16 protein-coding genes are annotated in these 15,781 nt (G+C 63.8%); 4 read left to right on the top strand and 12 right to left on the bottom strand.

What is annotated here, in order from left to right; genetic code table 11:
- The coding region (locus BM031_RS17840; RefSeq protein ID WP_143084634.1) for a zinc ribbon domain-containing protein at positions 1–296 on the top strand (296 nt) is incomplete at its 5' end.
- A 57-nt stretch (positions 297–353) separates the two neighbouring features.
- On the opposite strand, the gene BM031_RS17835 is transcribed toward BM031_RS17840, so the two are convergent.
- The 10 genes from BM031_RS17835 to BM031_RS17790 form a co-directional block, all read right to left on the bottom strand.
- Positions 354–722: a nucleotide pyrophosphohydrolase gene (locus BM031_RS17835; RefSeq protein WP_091875915.1), complete on the bottom strand. Its 369-nt coding sequence runs from the start codon at positions 720–722 to the stop codon at positions 354–356.
- Positions 700–1,392, bottom strand: a complete 693-nt coding sequence (gene can, locus BM031_RS17830) for a carbonate dehydratase (RefSeq protein WP_091875914.1) — start codon at positions 1,390–1,392, stop codon at positions 700–702. The genes BM031_RS17835 and can overlap by 23 nt, the downstream gene beginning before the upstream one ends.
- Positions 1,393–1,495: 103 nt before the next feature.
- Complete coding sequence (gene dnaJ, locus BM031_RS17825) at positions 1,496–2,632, bottom strand: molecular chaperone DnaJ (RefSeq protein ID WP_091875913.1); 1,137 nt, start codon at positions 2,630–2,632, stop codon at positions 1,496–1,498.
- A gap of 141 nt (positions 2,633–2,773) precedes the next feature.
- Complete coding sequence (gene dnaK, locus BM031_RS17820) at positions 2,774–4,711, bottom strand: molecular chaperone DnaK (RefSeq protein WP_091875912.1); 1,938 nt, start codon at positions 4,709–4,711, stop codon at positions 2,774–2,776.
- Positions 4,712–4,843: 132 nt separating this feature from the next.
- Positions 4,844–5,422 (bottom strand): nucleotide exchange factor GrpE, encoded by a 579-nt coding sequence (gene grpE, locus BM031_RS17815; RefSeq protein WP_091875911.1) that lies wholly within the window; start codon positions 5,420–5,422, stop codon positions 4,844–4,846.
- Positions 5,423–5,852: 430 nt separating this feature from the next.
- Positions 5,853–6,956, bottom strand: a complete 1,104-nt coding sequence (gene hemH, locus BM031_RS17810) for a ferrochelatase (protein WP_091875910.1) — start codon at positions 6,954–6,956, stop codon at positions 5,853–5,855.
- 70 nt (positions 6,957–7,026) lie between these two features.
- Entirely contained in the window at positions 7,027–7,455 is a 429-nt protein-coding gene (locus BM031_RS17805; protein WP_091875909.1) for an organic hydroperoxide resistance protein, read from the bottom strand.
- Between the two features lie 235 nt (positions 7,456–7,690).
- Positions 7,691–9,355, bottom strand: coding sequence for a DNA repair protein RecN (gene recN / locus BM031_RS17800; RefSeq protein WP_091875908.1), 1,665 nt, complete (start codon positions 9,353–9,355; stop codon positions 7,691–7,693).
- 42 nt (positions 9,356–9,397) lie between these two features.
- The gene (locus BM031_RS17795) at positions 9,398–10,309 is read right to left on the bottom strand and encodes an NAD kinase (RefSeq protein WP_091875907.1); all 912 of its coding nucleotides are present in this window, start codon (positions 10,307–10,309) and stop codon (positions 9,398–9,400) included.
- Between the two features lie 147 nt (positions 10,310–10,456).
- On the bottom strand, positions 10,457–11,362 hold the full coding sequence (locus BM031_RS17790) for a DUF3667 domain-containing protein (protein ID WP_177207808.1): 906 nt from the start codon (positions 11,360–11,362) through the stop codon (positions 10,457–10,459).
- 143 nt (positions 11,363–11,505) lie between these two features.
- Here BM031_RS17790 and BM031_RS17785 point away from each other — a divergent pair, with 143 nt between their 5' ends.
- From BM031_RS17785 to gloA, 3 genes are all read left to right on the top strand, one after another.
- Positions 11,506–11,826, top strand: a complete 321-nt coding sequence (locus BM031_RS17785) for a hypothetical protein (protein WP_091875905.1) — start codon at positions 11,506–11,508, stop codon at positions 11,824–11,826.
- A gap of 11 nt (positions 11,827–11,837) precedes the next feature.
- Positions 11,838–12,269: an OsmC family protein gene (locus tag BM031_RS17780; protein ID WP_091875904.1), complete on the top strand. Its 432-nt coding sequence runs from the start codon at positions 11,838–11,840 to the stop codon at positions 12,267–12,269.
- A gap of 166 nt (positions 12,270–12,435) precedes the next feature.
- Positions 12,436–12,849, top strand: a complete 414-nt coding sequence (gene gloA / locus BM031_RS17775) for a lactoylglutathione lyase (RefSeq protein ID WP_091875903.1) — start codon at positions 12,436–12,438, stop codon at positions 12,847–12,849.
- Between the two features lie 129 nt (positions 12,850–12,978).
- Here gloA and glf read toward each other — a convergent pair whose 3' ends face one another.
- Positions 12,979–14,133, bottom strand: coding sequence for a UDP-galactopyranose mutase (gene glf / locus BM031_RS17770; protein ID WP_091875902.1), 1,155 nt, complete (start codon positions 14,131–14,133; stop codon positions 12,979–12,981).
- Positions 14,134–14,393: 260 nt separating this feature from the next.
- Positions 14,394–15,758 carry a TolC family outer membrane protein gene (locus BM031_RS17765; protein WP_091875922.1) on the bottom strand — a complete coding sequence of 455 codons (1,365 nt, stop codon included), beginning with the start codon at positions 15,756–15,758 and terminating at the stop codon, positions 14,394–14,396.
- Positions 15,759–15,781: the final 23 nt, after the last annotated feature.

Raw genomic sequence — 15,781 nt, 5'->3', positions numbered from 1 at the left:
ACAAGACGGCTTTGCGCGGCGGGCGTGTCGTGGTGGCGGACCGCTGGTACCCGAGCAGCAGGCTATGCTCTTGCTGCGGCTACAAGCTCGACACGATGGTGCTGGGCATGCGCCAGTGGAGCTGCCCCGGCTGCAGCACCTTGCATGACCGCGATGTCAACGCGGCAATCAATTTGAAGAAGGTGGCGGTCAGTTCGACCGTAGCGGCCTGTGGAGGGGAAGGCGCTGGCCCTGCGCGTGAGCGCGGGGTGAAACCGGCCCCGATGAAGCAGGAATCCAACAGCAGGCAGCTATAAGCAGCAATGGCTAGCTTTGCGCAAGTTTGGAGGAACGGTAAGGGGGGAAACGCCAGCTTACTTCTTGTACTCGTCATACTTCCGCGCATCCCCCCGCACCAGATCGGCCGGATACTTCTCGCGGTTGAGCACCATCTTTTCCTGCACCGCCGCGAACAGGTCGACATCGAGCTTGTCGGCCAGGCGCACCAGGTAGACCAGCACGTCGGCCATTTCATGCCGCACCTCGGCCAGCTTGGCGTCGCCGAGTTCCTCGAGTCGCCCATGCTGCAGCCACTGGAAATGCTCCAGCAGCTCGGCCGCTTCCACGCTCAGGGCGGAGGCCAGGTTCTTGGGGGTGTGGAACTGGTCCCAGTCGCGCTCGTCGACGAAGCCGCGGACGATGGCGCGCAGTTGGGCCAGCTCACTGTCCGCGTCGTTCTTCACGCACTTGTCCACCGTCCAGGTAGCCGCTGAGCACGCGGTCCAGTTTCGGCGCGATCTCGTCGTGGCTGCCGATCGTGATGCCCAGGTCGCGCAGCAGGCCGTCGTGCACGCCGTAGACCCAGCTGTGGATGGTCAGCGGCTGGCAGCGTTCCCACGCGTCGCGCACGATGGTGGTCTGCGCCACGTTGATCACCTGCTCGGCCACGTTCAGTTCGACCAGGCGATTGACTGCGGCGCGGCCGGTGACGTTGCCCAGGTACTGGCCGTGCTTGTCGCGCACGTCGCGCACATGGCCCAGCCAGTTGTCGGCCAGGCCCACGCGCGCGCCGGTGAGCGCCGCGCCCACGCCCGAGCAGCCGTAGTGGCCGCAGATGATCACGTGCTTGACCTTGAGCACGTCGATCGCGAATTGCAGCACCGACAGGCAGTTCAGGTCCGAGTGCACGACCACGTTGGCGATGTTACGGTGCACGAACAGTTCGCCCGGCGCCATGCCCAGCAGTTCATTGGCCGGCACGCGGCTGTCCGAGCAGCCGATCCACAGGTATTCCGGCGCCTGCTGCGCAGCCAGGTCCTTGAAGAAGTTCGGGTCTTCGGCCACCATCGAGGCGGCCCATGTACGGTTGCGTGCGAACAGGTCTTCCGCAGTCACGCCTGTTTTGTTTTCCAATTTTTCTCCCGTTGATGCGTCCTGGATAGGCAAGAGTTTAACCTACGACGGACGAAAAAAAACCGCCAGGGCGTGGCGCCGCTGGCGGTTCTGCTGCAATTGCTTACTCGAAGAAGTCCTTGACCTTGTCCATCCAGCCCTTGCTCTGCGGGCTGTGCTTGGCGCCGCCTTCGCTGGTGGAACGTTCGAACTCGCGCAGCAGGTCTTTCTGCTTGTCGGTCAGCTTGACCGGGGTCTCGACGATCACGTGGCAGAACAAATCGCCCACGTAGCCCGAGCGCACGCCCTTGATGCCCTTGCCCTTGAGGCGGAAGGTCTTGCCGGTCTGGGTGCCTTCGGGCACCGTGAACGACACCTTGCCGGTGAGCGTAGGCACTTCGATCTCGCCGCCCAGCGCCGCCTTGCTGTACGAGATCGGCATCTCGCAGTGCAGGTCGTCGCCTTCGCGCTGGAACACGGCGTGCGGCTTGATGTGGATCTCCACATACAGGTCGCCCGACGGTCCCCCGTTGGTCCCCGGTTCGCCGTTGCCGGTCGAGCGGATGCGCATGCCGTTGTCGATGCCGGCCGGGATCTTCACTTCCAGCGTCTTGTTGCGCTTGATGCGTCCGGCGCCGCCGCAGGCAGCGCACGGTTCCGGGACGATCTTGCCGCTGCCATGGCACTTCGGGCAGGTCTGCTGGATGCTGAAGAAGCCCTGCTGCATCCGCACCTGGCCGTGGCCCGAGCAGGTGGTGCAGGTGACCGGCTGGGTACCCGGCTTGGCGCCGCTGCCGTGGCAGGTGTCGCACTTGTCCCAGCTCGGCACGCGGATCGTGGTTTCGTAGCCGTGCGCGGCCTGTTCCAGCGTGATCTCGAGGTTGTAGCGCAGGTCGGCGCCGCGGTAGACCTGGGGGCCGCCGCCGCGTCCGCCACGGGCGCCGCCGCCGAAGATATCGCCGAAGATGTCGCCGAACGCGTCGCCGAAGCCACCTGCGCCGCCGCCAAAGCCGCCTCCGCCGCCGCCCATGTTCGGATCGACGCCGGCGTGACCATAACGGTCATACGCTTCGCGCTTCTCCGGATTGGTCAGCATCTCGTAGGCTTCCTTGACCTCCTTGAACTTCTCTTCCGCTTCCTTGTTGTCCGGATTGCGGTCGGGGTGGTACTTCATCGCGAGCTTGCGATACGACTTCTTGATGTCGTCTTCCGACGCATTCTTCGCGACCCCGAGGATCTCGTAAAAATCACGCTTTGCCATAGGCGGCACCTTGCTGTTATGTACTGGTGAAACGGTTATGCAAACGAACGGCAAAAAAACCGAGCCGGGGAACCAGGTGGTCGCAGCGGCTCGGCGGTTCCCACGCAGCGGGGCGGATCGATCGATCCGCCCCGGCAGTGATTACTTCGCGTCTTTCACTTCCTTGAAGTCGGCGTCGACCACGTCGTCCTGCTGCGCCTGCTGGCCTTCGCTGCCGCCAGCCTGCTGGCCGCCGGCGCTACCTGCCTGCTGCGCCTGCATGTCGGCGTACATCTTCTCGCCCAGCTTCTGCGCCGCGGTCGACAGGGCCGCGGTCTTGGCGTCGATGTCCGACTTGTCGCCGCTCTTGATCGCGCCTTCCAGGTCGGTGATCGCCGCTTCGATCGCTTCCTTCTCGCCGGCTTCCAGCTTGTCGCCGTATTCGGTGAGGGACTTGCGGGTCGAGTGCACCAGCGCGTCGCCCTGGTTGCGGGCTTCGGCCAGTTCCTTGACCTTCTTGTCTTCTTCCGCGTTCAGCTCGGCGTCCTTCACCATCTTCTGGATTTCTTCTTCGGTCAGTCCCGAATTGGCCTTGATGGTGATCTTGTTTTCCTTGCCAGTGGCCTTGTCCTTGGCGCCGACGTGCAGGATGCCGTTGGCGTCGATGTCGAAGGTCACTTCGACCTGCGGGGTGCCGCGTGGCGCCGGCGGGATGCCTTCCAGGTTGAACTCGCCCAGGCCCTTGTTGCCCGCTGCGATCTCACGCTCGCCCTGGTAGACCTTGATGGTCACGGCCGGCTGGTTGTCGTCGGCGGTCGAGAACACCTGCGAGAACTTGGTCGGGATCGTGGTGTTCTTGTGGATCATCTTGGTCATCACGCCGCCCAGGGTTTCGATACCCAGGGACAGGGGGGTGACGTCCAGCAGCAGCAGGTCCTTGCGCTCGCCCGAAAGGACCGAGCCCTGGATCGCGGCGCCGACAGCGACGGCTTCGTCCGGGTTCACGTCCTTGCGTGCATCCTTGCCGAAGAATTCCTTCACTTTTTCCTGCACCTTCGGCATGCGGGTCATGCCGCCGACCAGGATGATGTCGTCGATGTCCGAGACCTTGACGCCGGCATCCTTGATGGCGATGCGGCATGGCTCGATGGTCTTGGCGATCAGCTCTTCCACCAGGGACTCCAGCTTGGCGCGGGTCATCTTGAGGTTCAGGTGGACCGGCGCGCCGTTCGCCATGGCGATGTAGGGCTCGTTGATCTCGGTCTGCTGCGACGACGACAGTTCGATCTTGGCGCGCTCGGCCGATGCCTTGATGCGCTGCAGGGCGATCGCGTCTTTCGACAGGTCCAGGCCGTTGATCTTCTTGAACTCGTCGATGATGTAGTCGATGATGCGCTGGTCGAAGTCTTCGCCGCCCAGGAAGGTGTCGCCGTTGGTCGACAGCACTTCGAACTGCTTCTCGCCGTCCACGTCCGCGATCTCGATGATCGACACGTCGAAGGTGCCGCCGCCGAGGTCATACACGGCGATCTTGCGGTCGCCCTTGTCGGTCTTGTCCAGGCCGAAGGCCAGCGCGGCCGCGGTCGGCTCGTTGATGATGCGCTTGACGTCCAGGCCCGCGATGCGGCCGGCGTCCTTGGTGGCCTGGCGCTGCGAGTCGTTGAAGTAGGCCGGCACGGTGATGACCGCTTCGGTCACTTCTTCGCCGAGGTAGTCTTCGGCCGTCTTCTTCATCTTGCGCAGGGTTTCAGCCGACACCTGCTGTGGCGCCAGCTTCTTGTCGCGCACGCCGATCCAGGCGTCGCCATTGTCGGCCTTGACGATCGCGTACGGCATCAGCGAGATGTCCTTCTGGACTTCTTTTTCTTCGTACTTGCGGCCGATCAGGCGCTTCACCGCGAACAGGGTGTTCTTCGGGTTGGTGACGGCCTGGCGCTTCGCCGGGGCGCCGACGAGGATCTCGCCGTCTTCCTGGTAGGCGATGATCGACGGGGTAGTGCGCGCACCTTCCGCGTTCTCGATGACCTTCGGCTGGCCGTTTTCCATGATCGCGACGCAGGAGTTGGTCGTGCCCAGGTCGATACCGATAATTCTGCCCATGATTTTTTCCTTTTGGATGCTGTAGTTTTAGATGGATTCAATATTGGGAAAAACTGCGTGCTTTCAAGGGGAGCGCCGGCGATACCCAGCCGTCGCACACGTTCATCGCGCGCCGCAGCGTTCTGGTTCCGCTTACTTCGGCGCTGCGGCCGTCACGATGGCCGGACGCAACAGGCGGTCGGCGATCATGTATCCCTTTTGCAACACGGTGACCACGGTATTGGCCTCCTGCTCGGACGGCACCACGGCCACGGCCTGGTGCTTGTTCGGGTCCAGCTTGTCGCCCGCCTGCGGCATGACTTCCAGCAGGCGGTTCTTTTCGAACGCGGCGCTAAGCTGCTTGAGCGTCATTTCCACGCCTTCGCGGATGGATTCGACGGTCTGGACCTCGACTTTCAGTGCCATTTCCAGGCTGTCGCGCACCGGCACCATGGCCTCGGCGAAGCTTTCGATGGCAAATTTATGGGCCTTGCTGACGTCTTCCTGGGCGCGGCGGCGGATATTTTCCGCATCGGCCTTGGCGCGCATGAAGGCGTCGTGCATCTCGGCCAGCTTGGCTTCGGTCGCGCTCAGTTGCGCTTCCAGGTCCGACTCGCCAGCGGGCGGCACGCCGGCCTGGCCCGCACCGGCTTGCGCTGCCTCAGTGGCGGCGGCTGCTGCGGTGTCGAGTTCCGGCTGCTGGGATACCTCTTGGTTTTCTTGGTCTTGCATCGAAAAAACTCCTAGAATCAAGGACTTGGCTGAATTGGCAACGTGTCCTGCCTGACACACAGGCCCCCAGATGGGGCGATCTCCTACATTTTCAAGGGGTATTGCACATACGCCATGCTGAAAAAGTGGAAATCATTTGTTACAAGATTTACGGTTTACCTGAATCATTTCTCTGAGAAAAGTCTTAACCTTCCTGTCAAGCTTGCGGCATCGTGATCGCTCGCCTCCAGGAACCGACATCATGAGACTCCAATTGATCAGTGGCGCCGTTGTGCTCTACACCCTCGTGGTGATGGCGTGGCTGTGCTATGTCGGGATCGGCGCGACGCCTTGAGCGCAATGCGCGTCACGCGCGCGGCCGAGGCCGCCCGCGTTCCGGGGTAAGCGCTTATTTTAGCAGGTTGGCAACGAGCAAGTCTTTATCGGCTGCTCAGGCCCCGAGCTGGGCCGCGTGCTGGGCCCCGACTTGCGCGTCGCGCTTCTGGGCCGCGCGCTGGGCCGGGGTGAGAATGGTCGGCCAGCCGATCAGGTGCTGTTCGGCGATCTCGGCCAGCCCGGTGATCCAGGCCGGCGAATCGTTCAGGCAGGGGATGTAATGGAATTCCTTGCCGCCGGCGGCTTCGAAATCATGCCGCACTTCCATGTTGATCTCTTCCAGGGTTTCCAGGCAATCGCTGGTAAACCCCGGACAGATCACGTCGATCCGGCCCACGCCTTGTTGGGCCAGTTCCTGCACCGTGGGGGCCGTGTACGGCTGCAGCCATTCGGCCTTGCCGAAGCGCGACTGGAAGGTGACGATGTATTCGTCCGCACCCATCCCCAGGCTTGCTGCCAGCAGGCGCGCGCTCTTCTGGCATTCGCAAAAATAGGGGTCGCCCAGCATCAGGGTGCGCTTGGGGATGCCGTGGAAGCTCATCACCAGCTTGTCGCCGCGGCCGTGCGTGTCCCAGTAGGTCTCGACGCGCTCGCGCAGCGCCTCGATATAGGATTCGTGGTCGTGGTAGTGGCGCACCAGGCGCAGTTCCGGGATGTTGCGCACGCGCGCGTAGTGGGCGTAGATGGCGTCCCACACCGAGGCGGTAGTGGTGCCGGAATACTGCGGGTAGGCCGGCAGCACCACGATGCGCTGGCAGTGCTCTTCCTTGAGCTGGTCCAGCACCTCGGGCAGCGAGGGCGAGCCGTAGCGCATCGCCATCACCACTTTCACGCCTTCATGCCCGCGCTCGGCCAGCATCTTGCCCAGCAGCGCAGCCTGCTTTTCCGTGTGCACTTTCAGCGGTGAACCGTCGCGCGTCCAGATGCTGCGGTACTTGGCAGCCGACTTGCCCGAGCGGAAAGGCAGGATGAACAGGTGCAGGATGAACCACCAGACCATGGCCGGGATCTCGACCACGCGCGGATCGGCCAGGAACTGCTTCAGGTAACGGCGCACCGCCTTGCGGGTGGGCTCGTCCGGCGTCCCGAGGTTGACCAGGACAATGGCGTTTCCGGTGACGGTACCGTGGGTGAAAGGCGGTTCTTTTCTGAATGGCATACGAGAAGATCGTTGAATGGACGCCCTTATTATAAGTGGCGTCCCCTCGCCCACGGTGAACAACAGCGGGTCAGGTGCTGGTGTGCAGGCGCACGTCGATGTTGTTGCGGGTGGCGTTGGAGTAGGGGCACACGATGTGGGCCTTGTCGACCAGGTCCTTGAGCTGGGCCGGATCCATGCCGGGAGCGTCGATGGTGAGGTCGACCTCGATGCCGAAACCGGTCGGGATCGGGCCGATGCCGACGTCGCCCTTGACGGTCAGGTCTTGCGGCAGCGTGACCTTTTGCTGGCCGGCGACGAACTTCAGGGCGCCGAGGAAGCAGGCCGAATAGCCCGCGGCAAACAGCTGCTCGGGATTGGTGCCGGGGCCACCGCCACCACCGAGTTCTTTCGGGGTGCTCAGCTTCAGGTCAAGTACGTTATCGGAACTTTTCGACGTACCTTCACGACCGCCCTGCGAGGTGGCTTGGGCGCGGTACAGCACTTTGTCGATGCTCATTCGGAATCCCTTCTGTGGTGGTTGGACAGGTCCGCGGGGGCGGAACGTTGTTTACTTTGCCACAGAATGGAATAAGGGGGATGACGTCACGTTTGGCAAGCGCCGCTAACTTTCACCACCAGCCCCAGCACCGTCGTAGGCGCCAGTGGCGCGTACGACGGTGCAGGGGTAAGGGGGGACTATGCGTTAGTGGTGTGCGGGCGCTACCAGCGGAATGCCGGCGCGCCCATCCCCCTCACGACGCCAGCAACTCCCTCGCATGCTTCCTGGTCGTCTCCGTAATCTCGATCCCCCCCAGCATGCGCGCCACTTCCTCCACGCGCGCCCGGGTATCGAGCACGTCGATGCGCGATACCGTGCGGCCTTCGCCGGTCGTGCCCTTGGTGACCTGGAAGTGCTGGTTGGCCTGGCTGGCGACCTGCGGCAGGTGGGTGACGCACAGCACCTGGCGCTGCTGGCCAAGCTTCTTGAGCAGGCGCCCCACCACCTCGGCCACGCCACCGCCGATGCCCGTGTCGACCTCGTCGAAGATCAGGGTCGGCGTGGTGGTGGCGTGCGCGGTGATCACGGCGATGGCCAGCGAGATGCGCGCCAGTTCGCCGCCCGAGGCGACCTTGGCCAGCGGCCGCGGCGCGACGCCGGTGTGGCCGGCCACCAGGAACTCGACCTGCTCCAGCCCGTATGCGCCCGGCTCGCCCTCGTTAAGCGCCACCGCGAAACTGCCGCCGGTCATGCTCAGCTCCTGCATCGCGGCGGTCACGCCCTTGCCCAGCTCGGCCGCGGCCGTGGCGCGCCGTTTCGACAGGCGTCCGGCCACCGCCATGTAGGCGGCCTTGGCCTTGTCTTCCTGCTTGCGCAGGCCGTCGAGGTCGCTGGCGTCGGCCAGCTGGCGCAGCTTGACGGCCAAGGCGGCGTGTTCCTCGTGCAGTTCCTCTGGCGTGGTGCGGTACTTGCGCGCGGCGCTGTGCAGCGCTTCCATGCGGGCGTCGACTTCGTTCAGGCGGCCCGGGTCGAGCTCGACCTTGTCGATGTAGCTGTTGAGCGCGTACACCGCTTCCTGCAGCTGGATGCGGGCCGGCTCCATGCAGTCGAGCACCGGCTGCAGCTCGGCGTCCACGTCGACCAGCTTGCCCAGCTTCAGGTTCAGCGAGGACAGCTGCGACAGGATCGGGTGGTCGGCTTCGGAAATGGCCTGCAGCGCTTCCTGGGCGCCTTCGAGCAGGCTGGCCGCATGCGACAGGCGGCTGTGTTCGTTGGTGATCTCGGTCCACTCGCCGGCCTTCGGCGCCAGTTTATCGAGCTCGCCGACCTGCCACTCCAGGCGCTCGCGCTCGATCAGCACGTTGCGCGCGTCGCTTTCGAATTCCTCGCGCTGGCGCACCAGCGCGCGCCAGGTCTTGTAGGCGGTGCCGGTGGCCAGCACGTCTTCGCTGGCGGACGGGTCGCGCACGGCAATCTGGTTGTCGAGCAGGTCGCGCTGCGAGTCCAGCTTGAGCAGCGACTGGTGCGCGTGCTGGCCGTGGATGTCGACCAGCATGTCGCCCAGCTCGCGCAGCTGGGCGGCGGTGGCGCTGATGCCGTTGATCCAGGCTTTCGAGCGGCCGGCATTGTCGATCACGCGGCGCACCAGGGCCACGCCTTCCTCGATGCTGAACTCATTGGCCACCAGCCACGAGGCCGCGGTCGTGGTCAGGGCGAACTCGGCGGTGATGTCGGCCTTGGCCGAGCCTTCGCGCACCATGCTTGCGTCGCCGCGTCCTCCCAGTGCCAGTTGCAGCGCATCGATCAGGATCGACTTGCCGGCGCCGGTCTCGCCGGTGAACACCGAGAAGCCATGCGAAAACTCGAGTTCGATGGCGTCGACAATGACGAAATCACGGATGGTAAGTGTGCGCAGCATGAAAAATCGGGTCTCCTGTCGTGGCGTTTCTGATGCAGCGGATTACGTCAGCTTGCCTTCGTTGGTCGGGTATTCGTTCCAGTGCAGCTTTTCGCGCAGCGTATGGTAATAGCTCCAGCCGCGCGGGTGCAGGAAGGTGATCGTGTGCGGGGAACGCGAAATGACGATGCGGTCGCCCAATTGCGCGCTGGTGAAGGTCTGCATGTCGAAGTTCACGCTGATGTCGCGCCCGGCCACCAGCTCCACCACGATCTCGCTCGACTCCGGCACCACGATCGGCCGGTTCGACAGCGCATGCGGGGCGATCGGCACCAGCACGATGCCCTGCACGCGCGGGTGCAGCAACGGGCCGCCGGCCGACAGCGCGTAGGCGGTCGAGCCGGTGGGCGTGGAGACGATCAGGCCGTCCGCGCGCTGGTTGTACATGAATTCGCCGTCGACCGTCAGCTTGAGTTCGACCATGCCGGCGCCGGCGCCGCGCGCCACCACCACGTCGTTGAAGGCCACCGCGCAAAAGATCTGCTGGCCGTCGCGCACCACGCGCGCTTCCAGCAGCGTGCGTTCCTCGGCCCTGGCCTGGCCCTGCAGGATCTCGCCCAGCGCCGGGACCATGCGGTCGATCGGGATGTCGGTGATGAAGCCCAGGCGCCCGGAGTTGATGCCGATGAGGGGGATATGGTATTGGGCCAGCTGGCGCGCGATGCCCAGCATGGTGCCGTCGCCGCCCATGACGATGGCGTAGCTGCCCTGCTCGCCGATGTCGGCCACCGTCATCGACTCGAGCCCATCGATGCCGACGGTGGCCAGGTAGGCGGCGGTATCGGCCTCGAACACCACGCGGTAGCCCGCCCCCGCCAGGTAGTCGGCCAGGCGCCGGACCGGCTCCTCGATGCCCGGCGTATTCTGCCGCACCACGAGCGCGATGATTTGTTGCTTTTCAGGCGGCTCTTGCATGGGGTCTCGGGCGTTGGGTAAAGGACTACGGAGATTAACCGATTATCCCTGCGTCTGCTATATCGTCACCTGCGCCGGCCGCGGCGGGCGGCCCGCAAATGACTGTATGAATAAACAGTATAACGGGCGGTGCGCGCTTCCGGCAAGTCAGACGAAAAGCGCCACCCCGACCACCGCCACCACGGTCGCCACGACGCTGGACAAGTGGAACAGCATCAGCGCGATCCAGCGCAGCGCCGTCAGCGTCCGGCTGCCGCCGTACACCCGCCGCATGGCGGTGGGAAGGTAGAAGGTCAGCCAAACCAGGAACACGAGGCGCAGGAAGTCCCAGCTGCCCGGCGTGGCAATGAACAGGCTGAGCATCAGGAAGGCGAAGGCATTGCTGTGCAAGGCGAACAGGAAGTGCTCGCCATAGCGCCGTCGCGAACCCAGGTACAACACTTTCAGGTAGAGCGCGAACACCGGCATCAGCAAGAAGATCGCGTAGGGCGCATAGGCGAAGAAGGCGCGCTTGGCGGCCTCGCTCTTCTGCTTGCCGGGCAGGGTGAGGAAACGCTCGACGCCCTTGCCGACGCGCGGATTGAGCTCGCCCGCCTGGGCGACCAGCTGGCGCTCGGAGTCGCTCAGTTCGGCGCTGGTTCGCGCCAGCGTCGCGTCCACCGCGGTCGCCGGCGCAGTCACCGCCGGGCGGGTCCTGGGTGCCTCCGTGTCGCCGAGCTCCATGATCTCGACCCCGCTGAATTTGATCAGGGCAAAGAAGATGATGCTGAAACTCAGGTACAGGCGCAGCGGCTCGACGTAGCGCACGCGCCTGCCTTCGATGTATTCGCGGGTGAGCAGGCCCGGCTTGAACAGCAGCAATTTCAGCGATTGCCACAGCTTGCCCTCGATCGCCACGTAGTGCGCCAGGAACTCGTGCAGGAACTCGCGCGCGCTCGGCACGTGCAGGTGGGTCGCCTGGCCGCATTGGGGGCAGAAATTGCCGCTGGTGGTGGCGTCGCAATTCTTGCAGTGGCTGGCGTGCTGGTGGAGAGCAAGTGCTTCAGTGGTCACGGTGTTGTCCCGGCTATTCAATCCAACCGCAATGGTAGCGGTTCAATTGCAAAAAAGCATCACGCATTTACACAGCGCCAATTGCGCGACTCCTTCAGCGCGCCAGGGTTACGATTCAGGCAACTGGAATGGAAGGAGTACCCATGGTTACCGAAACCAAAGACCGCTTCGTGAACACGAAAGCACCGATCGACAACGACGGCGTCAAGCGCCAGCCCCACGAGCGCGACGAGACCCCGGACGCGCAGGACCAGGAACCACGCGGCGTCATGAAGCAGGCCGCCGAAGACCTGGCCCAGGGCCTGCAGAACACCGACTGCTACGGCACCAATGGCCAGGGCCTGGACCAGGCCGTCGACCCGGCGCCCGGCGCCACCGGCCAGGCCAAGCCCCAGCCCGACCGCCACGAATCGATGCGCCGCCACGACACCCCCAACGACAAATCCGACAAGAACAACCTGTAAAGGAAACCACGATGACCATCAAACGCAACGGCAGCGCCGTCTGGAGCGGCGGCCTGAAAGACGGCAAGGGCGCGGTCTCGACCGCCAGCGGCGTGCTCAAGGAAGCGCAATACGGCTTCAACACCCGCTTCGAGGACGGCCCCGGCACCAACCCGGAAGAACTGATCGGCGCCGCGCACGCGGGCTGCTTCACCATGGCGCTGTCCGGCCAGCTGGGCCAGGCCGGCCTCACCGCGGAAGAACTGCGCACCACGGCCACGGTGTCGATGGAAAAGGTCGAAGGCGGCTTTTCGATCACGGCCGTGCACCTGGACCTGGTGGCAAAGATTCCCGGCGCCAGCCAGGAGGCTTTTGACAAGGCGGCCACCACGGCGAAGGAAAACTGCCCGGTGTCGAAGCTGCTCAATGCCAAGATCACGCTGACGTCGAAACTGGAAAGCTGAGGCTTTACGTAGGGTGGACGGGGTCATTCTGGCCAATGGCCAGAATGACGAACGCCCGCCCGTTCAACTCGACGTTGAATATCCGCGCCACGTTTCATAGCGCTCAGCAGATTCCTCGCCCAGCGCATAAAATGCCCTCTTTCCGAACCCCAGAAAGACACCTTCCATGCGCATCCTGCACACCATGCTCCGCGTCGGCGACCTGCAGCGTTCCATCGATTTCTACACCACCGTGCTCGGCATGAAACTGCTGCGCACCAGCGACAACCCCGAATACAAATACACTCTCGCCTTCCTCGGCTACGGCAGCAACCCCGACCACGCCGAGCTGGAACTGACCTACAACTACGGCGTCGACAGCTACGACATGGGCAGCGCCTACGGCCACATCGCCATTTCGGCAGACGACATCTACGCCACCTGCGACGGCGTGCGTGCGGCCGGTGGCAACATCACCCGCGAGCCGGGGCCGGTCAAAGGCGGCAGCACGGTGATCGCCTTCATCACCGATCCGGACGGGTACAAGGTCGAGCTCATCGAGCGCAAGGACCATGCGGCTGGCGCTGGGCTGAGCAGCTGAACGCAAGCGCGAATACAAAACGGGCGGCAAGGCTATCAAGCCTGCCGCCCGTTTTAACTTTGCGTTGCCCCGTAGGTGAGCAGGTTTTCCTACCCACCCTACGAAGGCCGAACCCTCAACGTCCGCGATTTACGCCAGCGGATCGATCACGAACGCCGGCATGCGCTCGCTGCCCTTGGCGCAGGCCAGGAACTTGTCGGCGGTTGCCAGCGCTTCGTTGATGGTCACGTCCATGTCCAGGTAGCGATAGGTACCGAGGCGGCCCACGAAGGTGACGTTCGGCTCTTCGTTCGCCACCTTCACGTAGCGCTCGAGCTGCTCCTTGTCGCGCGCCTGGCGGATCGGGTAGTACGGGATGTCCTTCTCTTCGCACTGGCGGCTGAACTCCTTGTACAGCAGCGTCTTCTCGTGCTTTTCCCACGGCGAGAAGTGCTTGTGCTCGGTGATGCGGGTGTAGGGCTGCGCGTTGTCGCAGTAGTTGATGACGGCATTGCCCTGGTAGTCGCCGGTGTCGCGGAAGACTTCGAAATCGAGCGTGCGGTAAGGCAGGCGGCCTTCGGCGTGGTTGAACCAGGCGTCGATCGGACCGCTGTAGAACACGTGGGCGTAGTCGCCCTTCAGGGCCGGGTCGAAGCGGGTGTTCAGGTGCACGGTGATGCCCGGGGTGTCGAGGATCTTTTCCACCAGCGCGGTGTAGCCGTCTTCCGGCATGCCCTGGTACTTGTGGTTGAAGTAGTTGTCGTCGTAGTTGAAGCGCACCGGCAGGCGCTTGAGGATGCTGGCCGGCAGTTCGGTCGGCTGCATGCCCCACTGCTTGACGGTATAGGTCTTGAAGAAGGCTTCGTACAGCTCGCGGCCGACGAAACGCAGCGCCTGGTCTTCGAAGGTCACCGGGTTCTCGATGCTCTTGTCGCCGAGCGAGGCCAGGAATTCCTGGGCTTCGGCCGGGCGGAAGGTCTTGCCGAAGAACTGGTTGATGGTCAGCAGGTTGATCGGCAGCGTGTAGACGCTGTTGTTAGTGATCGCCTTGACCCGGTTCACGTAAGGCATGAAGCGGCTGTAGCGGTTCACGTATTCCCACACGCGCTCGATGTCGGTGTGGAAGATGTGCGGACCGTAGATGTGCACCATCACGCCGGTTTCGGCATCGCGCTCGGAGTGGCAGTTGCCGGCGATGTGCGGGCGCGATTCGAAGATCTCGACGGTGTAGCCAGCTTTGGCGAGCTCACTGGCAATGACGGCCCCGGAAAAACCGGCGCCGACAATGGCGATATTCTTTTGCATGTTGTTTTTCCTTAGGGGGATGTGAATTCTTGACTCCGGCGCCATGTCGCGGGCCGGCGGCGCGCCCTGTGAATCGGGGAGCGCGTACGTTGTCAGTTTATCAGCTTTGCAAAAAAATCCAGCGTCGCACAGCTTGTCGTGCGCCAACTATTCTGTCCTTAAATCAACGACTTGCATCCTTTTCTGAAAGTAAAAAGCCCGCACCAAGAGGTACGGGCTTTTCACAAGGACAGAGGGCGGGACGAGCCCGCGCCCCGCGTTTATTTGTCGAGCAGGTTGTTCACCGCCGCCAGATCCGACTCGCGCAGCGAGCCCGAGGCCGCCTTCAGGCGCAGGCCGTTCAGGATGGTATCGTAGCGCGCACGCGACAGGTCGGTGCGGGTGGAGTACAGCTGGCGCTGCGCGTTCAGCACGTCGATGTTGATGCGCACGCCGACCTGGTAGCCCAGCTTGTTCGATTCCAGCGCCGACTGGCTCGACACTTCCGCCGCTTCCAGCGCCTTGACCTGGGCCATGCCGCTGTTTACGCCAAGGAAGGCCTGGCGGGCCTGCAGGGCGGCCTGGCGGCGGGTTGCCTCGAGGTCGTTCCTGGCCTTGTCTTCCAGCGCAATGGTTTCACGCACGCGGCTGGTGACGCCGAAGCCGTTGAAGATCGGCACGCTGAACTGCACGCCGATGCCATTGTTCTTGTTGACCGCCGACAGGCCGTTGATGCGGCCGTTGGTGTCGACGCGCGAGGTGCTGGCCACCAGGTCGAGCGTCGGGTAGTGGCCGGCGCGGGTCTTGGAGATTTCGCGCTTGGCCAGTTCCACCTGCAGCTGCGACACGGTCACGCCATAGTTCTGGTTCTCTGCCGACGACACCCATGGGTCGACGTTCGCCGGCGATGGCGCGGCCAGGGTAATGCCGGTTTTCAGCGGCGCCAGCGAACTCGGCTCGGTGCCGATGATGGCCTGCAGCGCATTGCGCTTGTTGTCGAGGTCATTGACTGCCGCGAATTCCTGGGCGATCACCAGGTCATACGCCGCCTGCGCTTCGTGGGTGTCGGTGATGGTCTGGGTACCGACTTCGAAGTTGCGCTTGGCCGAAGCCAGCTGCTCGGTCACCGCGTTCTTCTGGGCGCGGATCGATTCCAGCTTGTCCTGGGCCGCCAGCACGTCGAAATAGGCCTGCGCCACGCGGGTGATCAGGTCTTGCTGGGCCTGGGCGAACTGGGCTTCGGAGACGGACTGCTGCAGCTTGCTCTGCTGGTAGGTTTCCCAGCGGTCCCAGCGGAACAGCGGCTGGGTCAGGCCGATCGTGAATTCGGAGGTGCGCAGGTTCGAGGCCGAACCGGCGACCCGGGTCTGCACGCCGGTGGTCGCGTTGGTGATGAGGTCGCCCTCGTTCCAGGGCGAACCGTCGCGGTCGTTCTTGATGCTGCTGCCGGTGATGCCCACCGTCGGCAGCAGGAGTGCACGCCCTTGCGGAACCCGTTCCCGGCCAGCCGCTGCCGATGCGCGCGCGCTGGCGAAGGTCGCATCGTTTGCCAGTGCCTGCTGGTACACCTGGATCAGGTCGGCTGCGCCGGCGTTCAGCGAAAAGAGCGCACTGGCGACCAGCACGGCAAGGAAGGGTTTCCGCAGGGGTTTCTGCATTACATTCTCCA

It is taken from the genome of Massilia yuzhufengensis (assembly GCF_900112225.1).
Classification (GTDB): domain Bacteria; phylum Pseudomonadota; class Gammaproteobacteria; order Burkholderiales; family Burkholderiaceae_D; genus Telluria; species Telluria yuzhufengensis.
The sequence above is the reverse complement of the archived record's forward strand: the minus strand, read 5'-3'. Positions and strand labels throughout refer to the sequence as shown.